Origin of the sequence: Serratia sp. HRI (genome assembly GCF_010119335.3) — a bacterium.
GTDB classification, from domain to species: Bacteria; Pseudomonadota; Gammaproteobacteria; order Enterobacterales; family Enterobacteriaceae; genus Serratia; species Serratia nevei.
Map to the genome: position 1 here is coordinate 1,721,573 of NZ_CP083690.1, position 16,466 is coordinate 1,738,038.

The window sequence follows — 16,466 nt, forward strand, 5'->3', positions numbered from 1 at the left end:
TTCAACGTAAGTTCTGCGCTTTGGCCGGTATATCGATGAAGTCTTACATCAGATCAAGGAAAATGACAGAGGCGGCGAAAATGATTTTATCTACAGACAGGAAGATCATAGATATTGCACTTGAATATGGTTATCTGGAACAGCAGGCTTTCTGTCGCATCTTTAAAAACCACTATGGCGTTTCCCCTACGATGTTTCGCAAAATGAATAAGCCACGTGAGGATATTTGGATATCGGCGAAAACGGTGCTTTTAAAACTCACAAACGATAGGAAATAAAATCGAGGACTTAACGAGGTTACAACATGTTGTCAGCGATGAAGAGCAACAGGATATGATTCATCAGCGCATGTTTATAATAAAAGGCCAAACACCCCATTATTTTTATTTAAAAAATCTTTTTCCGAACTACAATCAACGACATTTTCTGTCGCCAGCCAAACACAATCTTATTCGCTTAGTCCCAACCCGTTAGAATTCTTTTACTTTCTCGAATGTCTGGGATATTGAGATGGTGCCGATAATAGGAGTCGAACCTACGACCTTCGCATTACGAATGCGCTGCTCTACCAACTGAGCTATATCGGCATCGAGCCGGGCCTGCAGGGCAAGCCGGAAGTGCGTTGAACAAGGTAGACCCGTGCACGAAATGAGTCAATAGCCGCCGGGGCGTTTGGTTGTTTTGCAAGCAGCCACACTACCGCGCGTTGTCCCTTCCAAAACAATCAGGGCGCAGCACGCTGCACCCTGAGGTCTTTACTACCGCAATCCGGCCTTAGCTGCGCACCAGATCGTCGCCGTAGCCGATCCACTTGTAGGTGGTCAGCGCGTCCAGGCCCATCGGGCCGCGGGCGTGCAGTTTCTGGGTGCTTACCGCCACTTCCGCGCCCAGGCCGAACTGGCCGCCGTCGGTGAAGCGGGTGCTGGCGTTGACGTACACCGCCGAGGAGTCCACCGCGCGCACGAAGTGCTCGGCGCTGCTCAGCGAGCGGGTGAGGATCGCGTCGGAGTGGTTGGTGCCGTGGGTGCGGATGTGGTCGATGGCCTGATTGATATCGTCCACCAGCAACACGTTCAGATCCAGCGACAGCCATTCATCGTCGTAATCTTCCGCGTTCACCGGCACCACCGTCGCCGGGCCGCCCTGCAGCAGCGGCAGCGCGTTTTCCGCCGCGTGCAGCGTCACGCCCGCCGCCGCCATTTTGGCGCTCAGCGCCGGCAGGAACTCGGCGGCGATGCTGCGGTTCACCAGCAGCGTCTCCAGCGAGTTACAGGCGCTCGGGCGCTGAATCTTGGCGTTCTCAATGACCGTCAGCGCCTTGTCGAAATCGACGTCGGCATCCACGTAGGTGTGGCACACGCCGATGCCGCCGGTGATCACCGGGATAGTCGATTGCTCGCGGCACAGCTTGTGCAGGCCGGCGCCGCCGCGCGGGATCAGCATGTCGACATAGCGATCCAGGCGCAGCAGTTCGTTCACCAGCGCGCGATCCGGGCTGTCGATCGCCTGCACCGCCGCCGCCGGCAGGCCGCACTGTTCCAGCGCCTGCTGGATCACTTTCACCGTCGCCTGGTTGGTGTTGTGCGTCTCTTTACCACCGCGCAGGATCACTGCGTTGCCGGTTTTCAGGCACAGGCTGGCGACGTCGATGGTGACGTTCGGCCGCGCCTCGTAAATCACGCCAATCACGCCGAGCGGCACCCGGCGGCGCTCCAGCTTCAGCCCGCTGTCCAGCAGGTTGCCGTCCAGCACGTGGCCGACCGGATCGTTCAGGCGGCACACCTGACGCACGTCGTTGGCGATCGCCGCCAGCCGCGCCGGGGTCAGCAGCAGGCGATCGAGCAGCGCTTCGCTCATGCCGGTGGCGCGCGCCTGCGCCATGTCTTGTTCGTTCGCCAGCAGGATCGCTTCGCTGTTGGCTTCCAGCCTGTCGGCCATCACCGACAGCACCTGATTCTTCTTCGCCGTGCTCAGCACCGCCAGCTGCCAGGAGGCCTGCTTGGCGGCCTTCCCCATCTGATCCAGCATGCTCACTCCTTAACTGACAATCATATCGTCGCGGTGCACTGCCACCGGACCGTATTCATAACCGAGGATTTCGCTGATTTCCTGCGAGTGGTGCCCGGCGATCATGCGCATCGCGTCGCTGTTGTAGCGGCTGACGCCGTGCGCCAGATCGCGCCCCGCCAGGTTGCGGATGCGGATCACTTCGCCGCGCGAGAAGTCGCCCTTCACTTCGCGGATGCCTTTCGGCAGCAGCGAGCTGCCGCGCGCCATCATCGCTTCCACCGCGCCGTCGTCGACGGTGATCTCGCCGGCCGGCGGCGCGCCGAAGATCCAGCGCTTGCGGTTTTCCAGCGGGGTTTCCAGCGCGTGGAAACGGGTGCCCACCGGTTTGCCTTCAATCACGTCCGCCACCACGCCCGGCTTGCTGCCCGCGGCGATCACCACGTCGATGCCGGCGCGGCAGGCCACGTCGGCCGCCTGCAGCTTGGTGCCCATGCCGCCAGTGCCCAGACCGGAGACGCTGTCGCCGGCGATGGCGCGCAGCGCGTCGTCGATGCCGTGCACTTCACGGATCAGTTCGGCCTGCGGGTTGTTGCGCGGATCGGCGGTGTAGAGGCCCTGCTGATCGGTCAGCAGCAGCAGTTTGTCGGCCCCGGCCAGAATGGCCGCCAGCGCCGACAGGTTATCGTTGTCGCCCACCTTGATTTCGGCGGTGGCGACGGCGTCGTTCTCATTGATTACCGGCACGATGCGGTTGTCCAGCAGCGCCGTCATGGTGTCGCGCGCGTTGAGGAAGCGCTCGCGGTCTTCCAGATCGGCGCGCGTCAGCAGCATCTGCCCGACGTGGATGCCGTAAATGGAGAACAGCTGTTCCCACAGCTGGATCAGCCGGCTCTGCCCCACCGCCGCCAGCAGCTGCTTGGAAGCGATAGTGGCGGGCAGCTCGGGGTAGCCCAGGTGTTCGCGCCCGGCGGCGATGGCGCCGGAGGTGACGATGACGATGCGGTGGCCCGCAGCGTGTTGCTGCGCGCACTGGCGCACCAATTCGACAATATGGGCGCGGTTCAGACGCAGCGATCCGCCGGTCAACACGCTGGTGCCCAATTTCACAACCAATGTCTGGCTGCCGTTCATAGTATTTCTGCCGTGTGTAATGATGAGAAAAAGAGTGCAAAGGTCTTTGTAACAGGAGAGACGCGTTATGCCAACAGGCACAACGCGAAATCAGCACAATACGTGGTCAAACGGGGTCAGGCGGAGAGTTTGATCAGTTTTTCTTTGAAATCGTCGGCGGGTTCCAGCCCCAGTTCCATGGTCGCCAGCAGCTCGCCCAGGCGGCGATGGAAGTCACGCAGGGTGTCTTCCAGCTTGGCGCTCACTTCATCATCCTTAATATTTTGCGCCGTCCAGTCGCCTTCTTTGTCGAACAGGCCGAATTGGTAAGAATAGGTGAAGCGCGCCTCTTCCGCCTGCAGCTCCATCCACCAGCCCCAGAACTCGCGCTTCTCCGGAGCGGGCTTTACATTGACGCAGACGGCCAAACAATCAAAGAAAAAACGGTCGTTTTCACATTGCCCTTCACGCAGGTACGGCCCCAAGCTGGCAAAACGTTTCATTAGTCGGCTTTTAGGGTGACCACTCGGTAACGTCATTCTCTAACCTCCTCAATGTAGACCACTCTTTTTAACAAACTGTTAAAATTTAGCAACTAATTAACGCATTTTGTCCTTCAGCCAGCCGGACATCTGCAGCAGCGCCCGGTGGAAGCTGTCGTAAACCGGGGTGCGCGGGATGGCGACCAGCTTGCCGCTCACCGAAGAGGTGACGATCAGCTGCGACTCCTCTTTCGGGCTGAGCGTATCGCGCTCCCAGTAGCCGGAGATCATCGGCGTCGGGCAGCGGCGCCCCAGCAGCCCCTGCATTTTCAGCGAGTAGCTGTTCAGCTCCACCTTCAGCACGTTGTCCGAGGCGTTAGCCATGCCCATGCGGCTGGCCAGCACGTCCATATACATGTCCGGTACGTTCAGCTGGGTGCTGCTGTCACACAGCAGGCGATGCACTACCGGCCCCAGGCAGGCCACGCCGCGCAGCCGCTGCGGCTCCAGGTAGGCCAATCGCACCGCCACGTTGGCGCCGAAGCGGAAGCCAAAGGCGCTCACCCGCTGATGGTCCACCCACGGCACCGAGGCCAGCTGGATCAGCACCTGTTGGTGCAGGTAGCTGGAGTCCTGCGTCAGCTTCCATTTGCAGGAGGAACCGATCGACGGCATGTCGAGCGTCAGCATGGCGATGCCTTGCGGCGCCAGGTAGTCGCGGAACAGGCGGTGGTAGTCGGTCTGCAGCGTGTCGAGGCTGCCGCACATCAGCACCGTCGGGAATGGCGCTTCGCCCTTCTCCGGCATGTGCAGGAAACCGGTGACGCTGCCGCCGCCTTCGATGCGAAACTCCAGCTCTTTCAGCTGATACGGCAGCAGCAGCGCCGCCTCTTCGTAAGCGCGATTGGCGAGCATCTCCGCCTGTTCGGCCAGCTCGTCGCCCTTCAGGTGCGGGTAACCGGCGATGCTGTACAGGCTCGCGGCCTTCAGCCAGTATTCGCCGCCGAGCAGCGGATCCTGCTGCTCCGTCGCCCGCTGCTGCCACTGCATGCCCTGATGGATCCATTCGTAGATCCAGTTGCCGTTGCGGTAGCCCACCACGGTATCCAGCCGCTGCGGATTGCTGCGCTCGGCGTCCGAGGCGGCGATGCGCGCCAGCACTTCGTGGATTTCGATCGGGCTGACGCCGCGCCAGGCCCACAGCAGCGGATTCAGTATGCGGTACCAGCTGCCGGTGGTGTCGCCTTCCAGCGCGGAATGCATGGCGGCGCTCACTTTGTTGCGCGCGCGCAGCACCAGCGTCGAGGTTTCAGGGTGTTTGAATTTAGGCTTGAAAAGAATTTCAGAAAGGTTGGCCTGTGCCATGGTAACAACAGCCTCCGTAAATCTGGCGATAGGCCGCAAAAGGCCTACTTAACTGGAGGTAGTGTACCTAACTCTGGCGGGATAAACCAAGATAACGCAAACGCCCGGCATAACCGGGCGTTTGGCTGGAACTGGCTGGGCTTAGCGGCCGCCGATAGGGGGAACGAAGCTGACGCCCATATCCCACGGCTGTTCGATCCAGGTGTCCTGCGGGATGTCGACCACATAGTCGTCCACCAGCGGGCGGCCCGCCGGTTTGGCGAAGATGGTGACGAAATGCGCTTTCGGGTACATGTCGCGGATCGCTTTCGCGGTGCCGCCGGTATCCACCAGATCGTCCACGACGATGAAGCCTTCACCGTCGCCTTCGGCGCGCTTGAGCACTTTCATTTCGCGTTGGTTGTCATGGTCATAGCTGGAAATGCAGACGGTATCCACATAGCGGATGCCGAGTTCGCGCGCCAGCAGGCCCGCCGGTACCAGACCGCCGCGGCTTACGGCAATGATGCCTGTCCATTTGTCGGCAGGCAGCAGGCGGTGCGCCAGCTTGCGTGCGTGTATTTGCAGCATATCCCAGGTAACAACGTATTTTTCGCTCATAGAATCGTGTCCCAGCCGGCGGTGAAGCGGCTTACTTTATAGTTCAGGGGAAAAAAGGTTGCGCGAGATTATAGAGACTGGCCGCGTTGAATTCCAGCTGTACCGAGGAAAACCTCGCGATTTCCGCCGCGCGGCTTTCCGGTGATTGATGCTGAAAAAACGAACGTTCCCGCAGCAAAGCTGTGTGATCAAGCGCTTAAACCGCACAATACGGGGCGCGCACCGCCGGAAATAAAGTGATATTCTCTGACGATCGTGCCACGACGCACAGATGCCCACTCACCTTAACCGCGCGGCACGCCCGTCCTGTCGGAGCCTGCCGTCACAGGAGACTTATAGTGTCTGAATTGTCTCAGCTTTCGCCACAGCCGCTGTGGGATATTTTCGCCAAGATCTGTTCTATCCCACACCCTTCTTATCATGAAGAAGCGCTGGCGCAGCACATCCTCACCTGGGCCAAAGAAAAGAACCTGCACGCCGAGCGCGATCGGGTCGGCAATATCCTGCTGCGCAAGCCGGCCACCAAAGGCATGGAAAACCGCAAGCCGGTCGCGCTGCAGGCGCACCTGGACATGGTGCCGCAAAAGAATAACGACACCGTGCACGACTTCGCCAAGGATCCGATCCAGCCTTATATCGCCGGCGAGTGGGTGAAAGCGCGCGGCACCACGCTGGGCGCCGACAACGGCATCGGCATGGCCTCCGCCCTGGCGGTGCTGGCCGACGACAGCGTTGAGCACGGCCCGCTGGAAGTGCTGCTGACCATGACCGAAGAGGCCGGCATGGACGGCGCCTTCGGGCTGCAGCCGAACTGGCTGCAGGCGGACATCCTGATCAATACCGATTCCGAAGAGGAAGGTGAAATCTACATGGGTTGCGCCGGCGGTATCGACTTCATCACCACCCTGCCGCTGCAGCGCGAAGCGGTGCCGGCCGGTTACCAAACCCTGAAGCTGACGCTCAAGGGCTTGAAAGGCGGCCACTCCGGCGCCGAGATCCACGTCGGGCTGGGCAACGCCAACAAGCTGCTGGCGCGCTTCCTGTTCGCCCATGCGGCGGCGCTGAACCTGCGCTTGCTGGATCTGAACGGCGGCACCCTGCGCAACGCCATCCCGCGTGAAGCCTCCGCGGTGGTTGCGGTGCCGGCGGACAAGGCCGACGCGCTGAAAGCCCTGAGCCAGGAGTTCCTGGCGGTGCTGCAGAACGAACTCTCCGCCAAAGAGAAGAACATCACCGTGCTGCTGGAGCCGACCACCAGCGCTTCGCAGGCGCTGAGCGCCGACAGCCAGCAACGTTTCCTGGCGCTGCTGAACGGCACGCCGAACGGCGTGATCCGCATGAGCGACGCGGTAAAAGGCGTGGTGGAAACCTCGCTGAACGTCGGCGTGGTCACCACCAGCGAAAACGAAGCGGAAATCATCTGCCTGATCCGCTCCCTGATCGACAGCGGCAAAGACTACGTGGTCGAGATGCTGACCGCGCTGGGCCAGCTGGCCGGCGCCAAGGTGGCGCCGAAGGGCGGCTACCCGGGCTGGCAGCCGGACGCCGACTCGCCGGTGATGCACCTGGTGCGCGAGCTGTATCAGGAGCTGTTCGACAAGACGCCGAACATCATGGTGATCCACGCCGGTCTGGAATGCGGTCTGTTCAAAAAGCCGTATCCAAACATGGACATGGTATCGATCGGGCCAACCATCACCGGCCCTCACTCGCCGGATGAGCAGGTGCATATCGAAAGCGTCGGTCTGTACTGGAAGCGAAGCTGCTGACCTCGCTGCTGAAAGCAATCCCTGAGCGCGCGTAAGCTGCGCGCTTAACGCAAAAAGCCGGCGACTTGCCTGGGTTGAGTCACTGGTCCGTTTACTGCCGATTAAGCACGTTGCACAACTCACCGGCCTGCACTGGCATACGGTCAAGAATATCGACTACCGGCGTCTGCTGCGGGAACGGACAGAGCCGCAGCGCCATACCCTCCGCCGTCTGGTGATGGATGAGTTCGCCCTGTTCAAAGGACATCGTTATGCCACCGTGGTGATGGATGCGGATACGCAACAGGTGTTGTGGGTGGGCGAAGGCCGCAGCAGAGCGGCCTTCCGCCCCTTCTTCGTCTGGCTGGGCGCTGAAGGCTGTGCCGCTATCCAGTCTGTCGCCATGGATATGAATACGGCGTTAGACCTGGAGGTCAGGCATCACTGCCCGCAGGCGGAAGTGGTCTATGACTTGTTCCATGTGGTGGCAAAGTATGGCCGGGAGGTTATCGACCGGGTCCGCGTCGACCAGGCCAATCAACTCCGTGATAACCCAAAATCGCGTCAGGTCATCAAACGCAGCCGCTGGCTTTTTTATTCCCAAGGCAGCGCCAGCTGCCGCTCCAGCTGCGGATCGAGCAGCGTCACATGCAGCCCCACCAGCCGCACGCCGCGCCCTTCGCGCCGCTCGCGCCACGCCTGCCGCGCCACCTCCAGCAAATCCTGCCGGTTCAGCACCGGGAACACGTGCTCCTGAGTGGTTTGCTGAAAATCCTGAAACTTCAGCTTCACACCCTGCCGGGCGATGTGCAGATCCGGCTTCACCTTGCGCAGCCGCATCTCCAGCTCGGGATAGAGTTTGTCGATAATCAGCGTTTCGCAGTCTTCCCAGTCGTGAATGTCTTCCGCCAGCGTGCGCTCCACCCCCACCGATTTGCGCAGCCGCTCCGACGAGATCTCGCGCCGATCGATGCCCTGGCACCGCTCCCACAGCACCCGGCCGAACTTGCCGAAGCGCTTGAGGAGCTGCGCCAAATCGTATTGCTGCACGTCAGCGCAGGTGATAAGCCCCACCTCTTCCAGCCGCTTGGCGGTCACCTTGCCGACGCCGGGGATCTTGCTGAGCGGCAGCTGCTGCAAAAACGCCGGTACCTGCGCCGGCGTGATCACATATTGCCCGTTCGGCTTGTTCATCTCGGAGGCGATTTTGGCGAGAAACTTGATCGGCGCGACGCCGGCCGACGCAGTGAGGTTCAGTTCGTCGGCGATCGCCTGGCGGATCTCCTGGGCGATCAGCGTCGCCGAGCCATTGCATTGCGGGCTGTCGGTCACGTCGAGATAGGCTTCATCGAGCGACAGCGGCTCGATCAGCGGGGTGTAGCGGGCGAAGATTTCGCGGATGTGCAGCGAGGCCTCTTTGTAGGCCGCCATGCGCCCCGGCAACAGGGTGAGATGCGGGCACAGCTTGAGCGCCATCGCCGTGGACATGGCGCTGTGCACGCCGTAGCGCCGCGCCGGGTAGTTGGCGGTGCTGATCACCCCGCGCCGATCGGCGCTGCCGCCAATCGCCAGCGGGATATCGCGCAGGCTGGGATCGTCGCGCATTTCCACCGCCGCGAAGAAGCAGTCCATATCGACATGAATGATTTTACGCATCGCACCCTCCAGTAACACTGTATAAGTATACAGTCAGATACCGAAAGCTCAAGGCCGCAGGATTCGACGAAAGCACCGTTTCCGCCAGATATTTCCGCGTTGTTAAAAAAGCTTAATTTTTCAATAGTATGATTTCCGCCATCCCGTGCGGCTCACCACAACGATAACGACAAGGTACCCTACATGGTCAGATTTTCTTATTTGCTGCTGGCTTCCGCGCTGTCGCTGAGCGCGCTGGCGGCCAGCGCTGTCGGTCACGCGCCGGCGATCGTCGCCCACCGCGGCGGCACCGCCGATGCACCGGAGAACACCCGCATCGCCATCGAAACCGCGCTGAAAAACGGCGCCGACGCCATCTGGATCACCCTGCAAGAATCCAAAGACGGCGTCATCGTGCTGTATCGCCCTTCGGATCTGAAAGCGTTGACCAACCGGCAGGGCCCGGTCTCCGCCTATACCACCGCGCAGCTGGCCGAGACCGACGCCGGCTGGGCCTTCGCCAGAGGGGATACGCACCCGTTCCGCGGCCAGGGCATCGGCATTCCGCGGCTGGACGACGTGCTTAAAGCGTTTCCGCACGTCACCTTCTATCTGGACATCAAATCCCCGGACGCCGATCCGGCGCAGTTTGGCCAGGCGCTGCTGGCGACGCTGGAAAGCACCGACAGCCTGAACCGCATCCGCGTCTACTCCACCGACGCCAAATACCTGCAGGCGCTGCCGACGGCCATCCCGCGCTTCGAAAGCCGCGACGAGACCCGCACGCTGCTGGCCAATATCACCATGGCGCACCAGTGTGACGTCAAACCGGATAACCGGCAGCCGCGCTGGTACGGGCTGGAGCTGAAGCGCGAGGTGGAAGTGGTGGAGAAATATACCCTCGGCGAAGGGCGTTCGAAGGCGTTTCTGACCTGGGATAAAGAGTCGATGGACTGCTTCCGCTCGCAGGGCCCGGCGCATATCATCCTGTTCGGTGTCAACTCGCCGCAGGAGTATCAGCAGGCGCTGGCGCTGGGCGCCGACGGCGTGATGGTCAACTCACCGGCCGAGGCGAAAAGCTTCCACAAGGCGAAATAAATCATCGGCCACGGGCATAAGGCGGTTCGACAAACCCACCTTATGCCCCCCGGCTTTAAACATCCGTTAGTGAGCAGGAACCACCTGGATGGTGCCATTTTCATTGCGTACGCTAAACCCTGCCCCAAATAACCGGGCGGCAGGCTCAATACCTTTACTTCGTTTATCCGGCGACAACAGCGTTACCGAAACCCCGTAAGACCTCCCGCCCTCGAATTTATAGTTATCGTCAGAAATGCACGTAGCCGCAGTGACCGCAGGCATCTCGTTATCCGCGAAGTTCTTGCCGAAGATAGCGTTGGCGTTGCCGATTTCCTCGATAATGACGCCGGCCAGCCGCTCGTCCCCTTCCGGTTGAACCCGCACGCAAACGTGGTTATCAACCACAGTGACGCTGGCCGCGTAGTTCTATGGCCTCGGATCGTTCATGTACATACAGCCGGCGAGCAGCAAAATCAGCGTTCCAGCCAAAATAATGCGGTTCATCCTGTTACCTCTGCTTAAAAAACTGAGAAAGCGCATATTCGTATTTTCTGGCGATCGTTTTATCCGTTACACCCTGAAAATTCACGCCATTGTTAATCGCACCAGCCAGACTTTCATACGCCTTTCGGCAAGGCCCAAATAAAAAACCCGGCCAAAGCCGGGTTTTCGCTATAGCTACAGAATGCGGTGCTTGTCCAGCTGCTCGCGCCGCTGTGCCGCTTTGGCTTCGCGCTTTTTGCGCGCATCGCAAGGTTCCGGGCAGTCGCAGACTTTCTCCATCCCCAATGCGGTGATGCCGCCGCAGCTGCCCTGCAGGCTTTTGCGTTTGAACACGTAGCCCAGCGACATCCCGCCGACGATCAGCAGGAACAACACGAAGGTGGCGGCGAATACCGTCAGCATAGCAACCTCACGAACTCTTTTTCAGGTAGGGTTTGAACGCGTCCGAATAACGCTCCTCAAACCCGTCGGCGGTTTTCACGATCATGAACACCGGGATACCGAGCAGGTTGGCCAGCGCCAGGCCGCGTTCCGGCCCCATCACGTTCAGGCCGGTGGACAGGCCGTCGGCGGTCATACAGGTCGGGCTCAGCACGGTGATCGACACCAGGCGGTGGTTGATCGGCCGGCCGGTGATCGGATCGATGGTGTGCGAATAGCGCACCCCGTCCTGCTCGAAGTAGTTGCGATAGTCACCCGAGGTGGCGATCGACATCTCCCCCGGCTGGATCACCAACTGCGCCTGCTGCTGCGCACCGGCGGTCGGGCGCTCGATGGCGATGCGCCACGGCTTTTGCTCGCCGTTGCGCCCGCGAGTGCGGACTTCACCGCCGATATCCACCATGTAGTTTTGCACGTGTTGCGATTGCAGGTACTCCGCCACCACGTCCACGCCGTATCCTTTGGCGATCGACGACAGGTCGACATACAGCTCGGGGATGCTTTTCACCAGCGCGCTGCCCTGCACCGCCAGTTTATCGGCACCGGTCCAGGCGCGACGGTGCGCCAGCTCCGCCTCGCTCGGCACTTTATCCGGCCGCCCTTCCGGGCCGAAGCCCCACAGGTTGACCAGCGGCCCGACGGTCACGTCCAGCGCGCCATCGGTCACGCGGTTGATGCGCAGCGCTTCGCGCACCACCTCGGCGGTCGCCGGCGAAACCGGGAACGGCCGGTCGATGTCGCGGCTGGCGTTGAAGCGGCTCAGCTCGGAGTCCGGTCGATAGGTGGACATCTGGTCGTTCACCTGCTCCAGCCGTTTATCGATCTCCGCCTGCATCTCGCGCGCCGACGGCGTATCGTCGCCGGTCACATAACGGATCGAATACGAGGTGCCCATGGTTTTACCCGTCAGGTCCACCTGTTCCGGCCCGCAGCCGGTCAGCAGCAGGGTGGCGCTCAGCGCCACGCCCGTCAGCCAGTTCTTCATCGCCAATGCGCGCATTTAGCCACCAAAGTCATCCAGCATGATGTTTTCGTCTTCGACACCCAGATCTTTCAGCATCTTGATCACCGCAGCGTTCATCATCGGCGGCCCGCACATGTAAAACTCGCAGTCCTCCGGCGCCGGGTGATTCTTCAGGTAGTTCTCCAGCAGAACATTATGGATAAAGCCGGTGTAGCCGGTCCAGTTATCTTCCGGCTGCGGATCCGACAGCGCCACGTGCCAGGTGAAGTTGTCATTCTCCGCCTGCAGCTGGTTGAAGTCGTCTTCATAGAACATCTCGCGCAGCGAACGCGCGCCGTACCAGAAGGTGATCTTGCGCTTCGAGTTCAGGCGCTTGAGCTGATCGAAGATGTGCGAGCGCATCGGCGCCATGCCCGCGCCGCCGCCGATGAAGATCATTTCGGCGTCGGTGTCCTTGGCGAAGAACTCGCCGAACGGCCCGGAGATGGTCACCTTGTCACCGGCTTTCAGCGACCAGATATAGGAAGACATGATGCCCGGCGGCACGTCCGGGTTGTTCGGCGGCGGCGTGGCGATACGCACGTTGAGCATGATGATGCCCTTCTCTTCCGGATAGTTGGCCATCGAGTAGGCGCGCACCGTGGTGTCGTTCACCGTCGAGCGGTAGCGGAACAGGTTGAACTTGTCCCAGTCGCCGCGATACTCCTGCGGCACGTCGAAGTCGGCGTAGCTGATGTCGTGCGCCGGGGCTTCGATCTGGATGAAACCGCCCGCGCGGAACGGCACGTCTTCGCCATCGGGGATCTTCAGCTTCAGCTCTTTGATAAAGGTGGCTTTGTTATCGTTGGAGATAACCTCGCACTCCCATTTCTTCACGCCGAAGATCTCTTCCGGCAACTCGATCTTCAGGTTCTGCTTCACGTTCACCTGGCACGCCAGGCGGCAACCCTCTTTCGCTTCGCGCTTGTTGATGTGCGAGAGCTCGGTCGGCAGGATATCGCCACCGCCCTCTTTGATCACCACCCGGCACTGGCCGCAGGAACCGCCGCCACCGCAGGCCGAGGAGACGAAAATCCCCTGGCTGGAGAGCACGTTAAGCAGCTTGTCGCCCGCCGGCGCATGGAAGCTCTTATCCAAATCGCCGTTGATCTCCACCGCGATGTCGCCGGTGTTCACCAGCTTCGATTTGGCGAACAGGATCAGCAATACCAGCACCATCACGATGGTGGTGAACATTGCTACGCCTAAAATAATTTCCATAAATTCTTCCCGCCTTTACAACTGAACACCGGAGAAGGACATGAAGCCCAGCGCCATCAGTCCGGTGGTGATAAAGGTAATGCCCAGGCCGCGCAGTCCCGCCGGCACGTTGGCATACTTGAGTTTTTCGCGGATCCCCGCCATGGCGACGATCGCCAGCATCCAGCCGGTGCCGGAGCCGATGCCGTACACCACCGATTCGGCGAAGTTGTAGTCGCGCTGCACCATGAAGGACACGCCGCCGAAGATGGCGCAGTTCACGGTGATGAGCGGCAGGAAGATGCCGAGCGCGTTATACAGCGACGGGAAGAAGCGATCGAGGATCATCTCCAAAATCTGCACCAGCGCCGCGATCACGCCGATGAAGGTGATGAAGTTGAGGAAGCTCAGATCGACGCCTTCCACCAGCGCGCCGTCGCGCAGGATCAGGTTGTAGACCAGGTTGTTCACCGGCACCGAAATGCCGAGCACGATGGTCACCGCGATGCCCAGGCCAAAGGCGGTCGACACCTTCTTCGAGACCGCCAGGAAGGTACACATCCCGAGGAAGAACGCCAGCGCCATGTTCTCGACGAACACCGCGCGCACAAACAGGCTGATATAGTGTTCCATCGGCCTTTACTCCTTTTCGATCTGCGCCGGCTTCAGGGTGCGCAGCACCCAGATCAGCAGGCCGATGATGAAGAACGCGCTCGGCGCCAGCAGGAACAGGCCGTTCGGCTGATACCAGCCGCCGTTCTGCACCGTTTCCAGCACCGGGACGCCGAACAGCTTGCCGGAGCCAATCAGCTCGCGCAGGAAACCGACCAGCACCAGGATCACCCCGTAGCCCAGCCCGTTGCCGATACCGTCCATAAAGCTCTCGATCGGCGGCGACTTCATGGCGTAAGCCTCGGCGCGCCCCATCACGATACAGTTGGTGATGATAAGGCCGACGAACACCGACAGCTGCTTGGAGATCTCGAACGCGTAGGCGCGCAACAGCTGATCGACCACGATCACCAGCGAGGCGATGATCGCCATCTGCACGATGATGCGCACACTATTGGGAATATGGTGACGGATCAGCGAGATGAAGAAGCTGGAGAACGCCGTCACCAGCGTCACCGCAATGGTCATCACCACCGCAGTCTCCAGCTTGGTGGTCACTGCCAACGCAGAACAGACGCCCAGCACCTGCAGGGCGATCGGGTTATTGTCAAACAGCGGCCCCAGCAGAACCCGCTTTATCTCTTTGGAATCAGCCATTTTTCAGCGCTCCTTCACGAACTTTTTTCAGGAACGGGCCGAAGCCGTGCTCGCCCAACCAGAAATCAAACGTATGCTGCACGCCGTTGGAGGTCAGCGTGGCACCGGACAGGCCGTCCACCCCGTGCACATCCCCCTGACGCGCACCGCCTTTCACCACGCGGATCGCCGGCTGGCCGTTGTCGTCGAACAGCTGTTTGCCGACCCACTGCTGACGCCAGGACGGGTTCTCGACCTCCCCGCCCAGCCCCGGGGTTTCCCCCTGGTCGTAGTAGGTGATGCCCTTGACCGTGTTGCCGTCGTTATCCAGCGCCACGAAGGCGTACATCATCGACCACAGGCCGGTGCCGTATACCGGCAGCACAATCTTGTTCACCTGGCCGCTTTCATCGCGCACCAGGTAGATTTCCGCCTGATTGCTACGGCGCTTGATGCCGGCCGGATCGTCGCCCGCCGCCAGCGCCACGCTTTTGGCGTCGTCGCGCAGCGCGGCGCCCAGATCGAACGCCGCCGCCTTGCCGGCGACAAACTCGCCGCTGTTCAGATCCACCAGGCGCGGTTCGATGCGCTCGCTGTACAGGCGCTTGACCTGCTCGCTCTCCATTTTCGGCTGCAACAGGCCGGCTACGTCGAGAATATTGCGCTGCTTATCGAGCAGCTTTTGCTCCTGCTGTTTGGACTTCAGGCCGACGGCGGAGCCCGCCACCACCACTGAACACACCAGACACAGCAGCAGCACTACCAGCAGCGTTTTACCGATGCCGTCGTTTTTCGCTTCATTCGCCACGGGCTTTTCTCCGCTTGATGTTGGCCTGCACCACCAGATAATCGAACAGCGGTGCGAACAGGTTGGCGAACAGGATCGCCAGCATCATGCCTTCCGGATAGGCGGGGTTGACCACCCGGATAAGCACGCACATCACGCCGATTAGAATGCCGTACCACCATTTCCCCTTGTTGGTGAAGGAAGCGGAAACCGGGTCGGTCGCCATAAAGATCATGCCGAAGGCGAAACCGCCCAGCACCAGATGCCAGTACCACGGCATGGCGAACATCGGGTTGGTATCGGAACCGATGGCGTTGAACAACAGGGCGGAAGCCACCATGCCGAGCATTACGCCGGCGACGATGCGCCAGGAGGCCACGCGGCCGAACAGGATAATCGCCCCGCCGATCAGGATCATCAGCGTGGAGACTTCACCGATGGAGCCGGGAATGTTGCCGAGGAAGGCGTCCATCCAGCTGATGGACTGGCCGGTGGCCACGTTGCTCAGGCTGTGCGCCCCGCCTGCGCTCCACTGCGCCAGCGGCGTCGCGCCGGAGAAACCGTCCGCAGAGGTCCACACCAGATCGCCGGAGATCTGCGCCGGATAGGCGAAGAACAGGAAGGCACGGCCGGCCAACGCCGGGTTGAGGAAGTTGCGCCCGGTGCCGCCGAAGATCTCTTTGGCCACCACCACGCCGAAGGTGATGCCCAGCGCGGCCTGCCACAGCGGCAGGGTCGGCGGCACGATCAGCGCGAACAGGATAGAGGTGACGAAGAAGCCTTCGTTGACCTCATGCTTGCGGATAATGGCGAACAGCACTTCCCAGAAGCCGCCGACGACAAACACCACGGCGTAGATCGGCAGGAAGTAACAGGCGCCCAGCACCATCTTGCTGACCCAGCCGGCGTCGGCCGCCAGCGAGGCGCCGAGCCACTGCGCCAGGCGATAATGCCAGTCGCCCGCCAGCACCTGTTGCAGCTCGTCGCCGCTGTACAGATGGTGCAGCGCCGGGATTGCCTGCTGGCCGACGTTGTACATGCCCCAGAACATCGCCGGGAATACCGCCAGCCACACCAGGATCATCATACGTTTCAAATCGATGGCGTCGCGCACGTGCGAAGCGCCGCGCGTCACCGTGCCGGGGGTATAAAACACCGTGGTGGTCGCTTCATACAGCGGGTACCACTTTTCCAGTTTGCCGCCCGGCGTGAAGTGGTGCTCTATCTTCTCAAAATAATTCTTCAGGCCCATC

The 16,466-nt window shown here is 60.9% G+C and carries 15 protein-coding genes, 1 tRNA gene and 3 pseudogenes; 4 read left to right on the forward strand and 15 right to left on the reverse strand.

Annotation, left to right across the window (positions count from 1 at the left end):
- Nucleotides 1-35 precede the first annotated feature (35 nt).
- A complete protein-coding gene (locus GF111_RS26700) occupies nt 36-278 on the forward strand; it encodes a helix-turn-helix transcriptional regulator (RefSeq protein ID WP_255606784.1) in 243 nt (80 codons plus the stop codon).
- Nucleotides 279-511: 233 nt separating this feature from the next.
- On the opposite strand, the gene GF111_RS08435 is transcribed toward GF111_RS26700, so the two are convergent.
- From GF111_RS08435 to gpt, 6 genes are all read right to left on the reverse strand, one after another.
- Nucleotides 512-587, reverse strand: a tRNA-Thr gene (locus GF111_RS08435).
- A 187-nt stretch (nt 588-774) separates the two neighbouring features.
- Nucleotides 775-2,028 (reverse strand): glutamate-5-semialdehyde dehydrogenase, encoded by a 1,254-nt coding sequence (proA, locus tag GF111_RS08440; RefSeq protein WP_038871298.1) that lies wholly within the window; start codon nt 2,026-2,028, stop codon nt 775-777.
- A 9-nt stretch (nt 2,029-2,037) separates the two neighbouring features.
- Nucleotides 2,038-3,141: a glutamate 5-kinase gene (gene proB, locus GF111_RS08445; RefSeq protein WP_015376738.1), complete on the reverse strand. Its 1,104-nt coding sequence runs from the start codon at nt 3,139-3,141 to the stop codon at nt 2,038-2,040.
- A gap of 116 nt (nt 3,142-3,257) precedes the next feature.
- Complete coding sequence (gene crl / locus GF111_RS08450) at nt 3,258-3,659, reverse strand: sigma factor-binding protein Crl (protein ID WP_033641981.1); 402 nt, start codon at nt 3,657-3,659, stop codon at nt 3,258-3,260.
- Nucleotides 3,660-3,719: 60 nt separating this feature from the next.
- On the reverse strand, nt 3,720-4,967 hold the full coding sequence (frsA, locus tag GF111_RS08455) for an esterase FrsA (RefSeq protein WP_038871305.1): 1,248 nt from the start codon (nt 4,965-4,967) through the stop codon (nt 3,720-3,722).
- Between the two features lie 141 nt (nt 4,968-5,108).
- Nucleotides 5,109-5,567 (reverse strand): xanthine phosphoribosyltransferase, encoded by a 459-nt coding sequence (gene gpt / locus GF111_RS08460; protein WP_019454300.1) that lies wholly within the window; start codon nt 5,565-5,567, stop codon nt 5,109-5,111.
- Nucleotides 5,568-5,905: 338 nt separating this feature from the next.
- On the opposite strand from gpt, the pseudogene pepD reads away from it, so the two are divergent.
- Nucleotides 5,906-7,371: pseudogene (pepD, locus tag GF111_RS08465) on the forward strand (beta-Ala-His dipeptidase).
- A gap of 41 nt (nt 7,372-7,412) precedes the next feature.
- A pseudogene (locus GF111_RS08470) lies at nt 7,413-7,907 on the forward strand (transposase); the annotation flags it as partial.
- Between the two features lie 2 nt (nt 7,908-7,909).
- On the opposite strand, the gene dinB reads toward GF111_RS08470, so the two are convergent.
- Complete coding sequence (gene dinB / locus GF111_RS08475) at nt 7,910-8,971, reverse strand: DNA polymerase IV (protein WP_033637213.1); 1,062 nt, start codon at nt 8,969-8,971, stop codon at nt 7,910-7,912.
- A gap of 183 nt (nt 8,972-9,154) precedes the next feature.
- Between dinB and GF111_RS08480 the strand changes: the two genes are divergently transcribed.
- On the forward strand, nt 9,155-10,048 hold the full coding sequence (locus GF111_RS08480) for a glycerophosphodiester phosphodiesterase family protein (RefSeq protein ID WP_147190388.1): 894 nt from the start codon (nt 9,155-9,157) through the stop codon (nt 10,046-10,048).
- Nucleotides 10,049-10,114: 66 nt separating this feature from the next.
- On the opposite strand, the pseudogene GF111_RS08485 reads toward GF111_RS08480, so the two are convergent.
- The 8 genes and pseudogenes from GF111_RS08485 to GF111_RS08520 form a co-directional block, all read right to left on the reverse strand.
- Nucleotides 10,115-10,441 (reverse strand): annotated as a pseudogene (locus GF111_RS08485) (putative T6SS immunity periplasmic lipoprotein); the annotation flags it as partial.
- A 267-nt stretch (nt 10,442-10,708) separates the two neighbouring features.
- Nucleotides 10,709-10,936: a (Na+)-NQR maturation NqrM gene (gene nqrM / locus GF111_RS08490; protein ID WP_004930244.1), complete on the reverse strand. Its 228-nt coding sequence runs from the start codon at nt 10,934-10,936 to the stop codon at nt 10,709-10,711.
- A 7-nt stretch (nt 10,937-10,943) separates the two neighbouring features.
- Nucleotides 10,944-11,975, reverse strand: coding sequence for an FAD:protein FMN transferase (locus GF111_RS08495; protein ID WP_038871326.1), 1,032 nt, complete (start codon nt 11,973-11,975; stop codon nt 10,944-10,946).
- Nucleotides 11,976-13,199 carry an NADH:ubiquinone reductase (Na(+)-transporting) subunit F gene (gene nqrF, locus GF111_RS08500; protein ID WP_038871329.1) on the reverse strand — a complete coding sequence of 408 codons (1,224 nt, stop codon included), beginning with the start codon at nt 13,197-13,199 and terminating at the stop codon, nt 11,976-11,978. It lies immediately after the preceding gene.
- A gap of 15 nt (nt 13,200-13,214) precedes the next feature.
- Nucleotides 13,215-13,811 (reverse strand): NADH:ubiquinone reductase (Na(+)-transporting) subunit E, encoded by a 597-nt coding sequence (gene nqrE, locus GF111_RS08505; RefSeq protein WP_015376732.1) that lies wholly within the window; start codon nt 13,809-13,811, stop codon nt 13,215-13,217.
- A gap of 6 nt (nt 13,812-13,817) precedes the next feature.
- A complete protein-coding gene (locus GF111_RS08510) occupies nt 13,818-14,447 on the reverse strand; it encodes an NADH:ubiquinone reductase (Na(+)-transporting) subunit D (RefSeq protein ID WP_004930232.1) in 630 nt (209 codons plus the stop codon).
- Nucleotides 14,440-15,234, reverse strand: a complete 795-nt coding sequence (locus GF111_RS08515; RefSeq protein ID WP_015376731.1) for a Na(+)-translocating NADH-quinone reductase subunit C — start codon at nt 15,232-15,234, stop codon at nt 14,440-14,442. The genes GF111_RS08510 and GF111_RS08515 overlap by 8 nt, the downstream gene beginning before the upstream one ends.
- Nucleotides 15,224-16,465, reverse strand: coding sequence for an NADH:ubiquinone reductase (Na(+)-transporting) subunit B (locus GF111_RS08520; protein ID WP_033649926.1), 1,242 nt, complete (start codon nt 16,463-16,465; stop codon nt 15,224-15,226). The genes GF111_RS08515 and GF111_RS08520 overlap by 11 nt, the downstream gene beginning before the upstream one ends.
- Nucleotide 16,466: the final 1 nt, after the last annotated feature.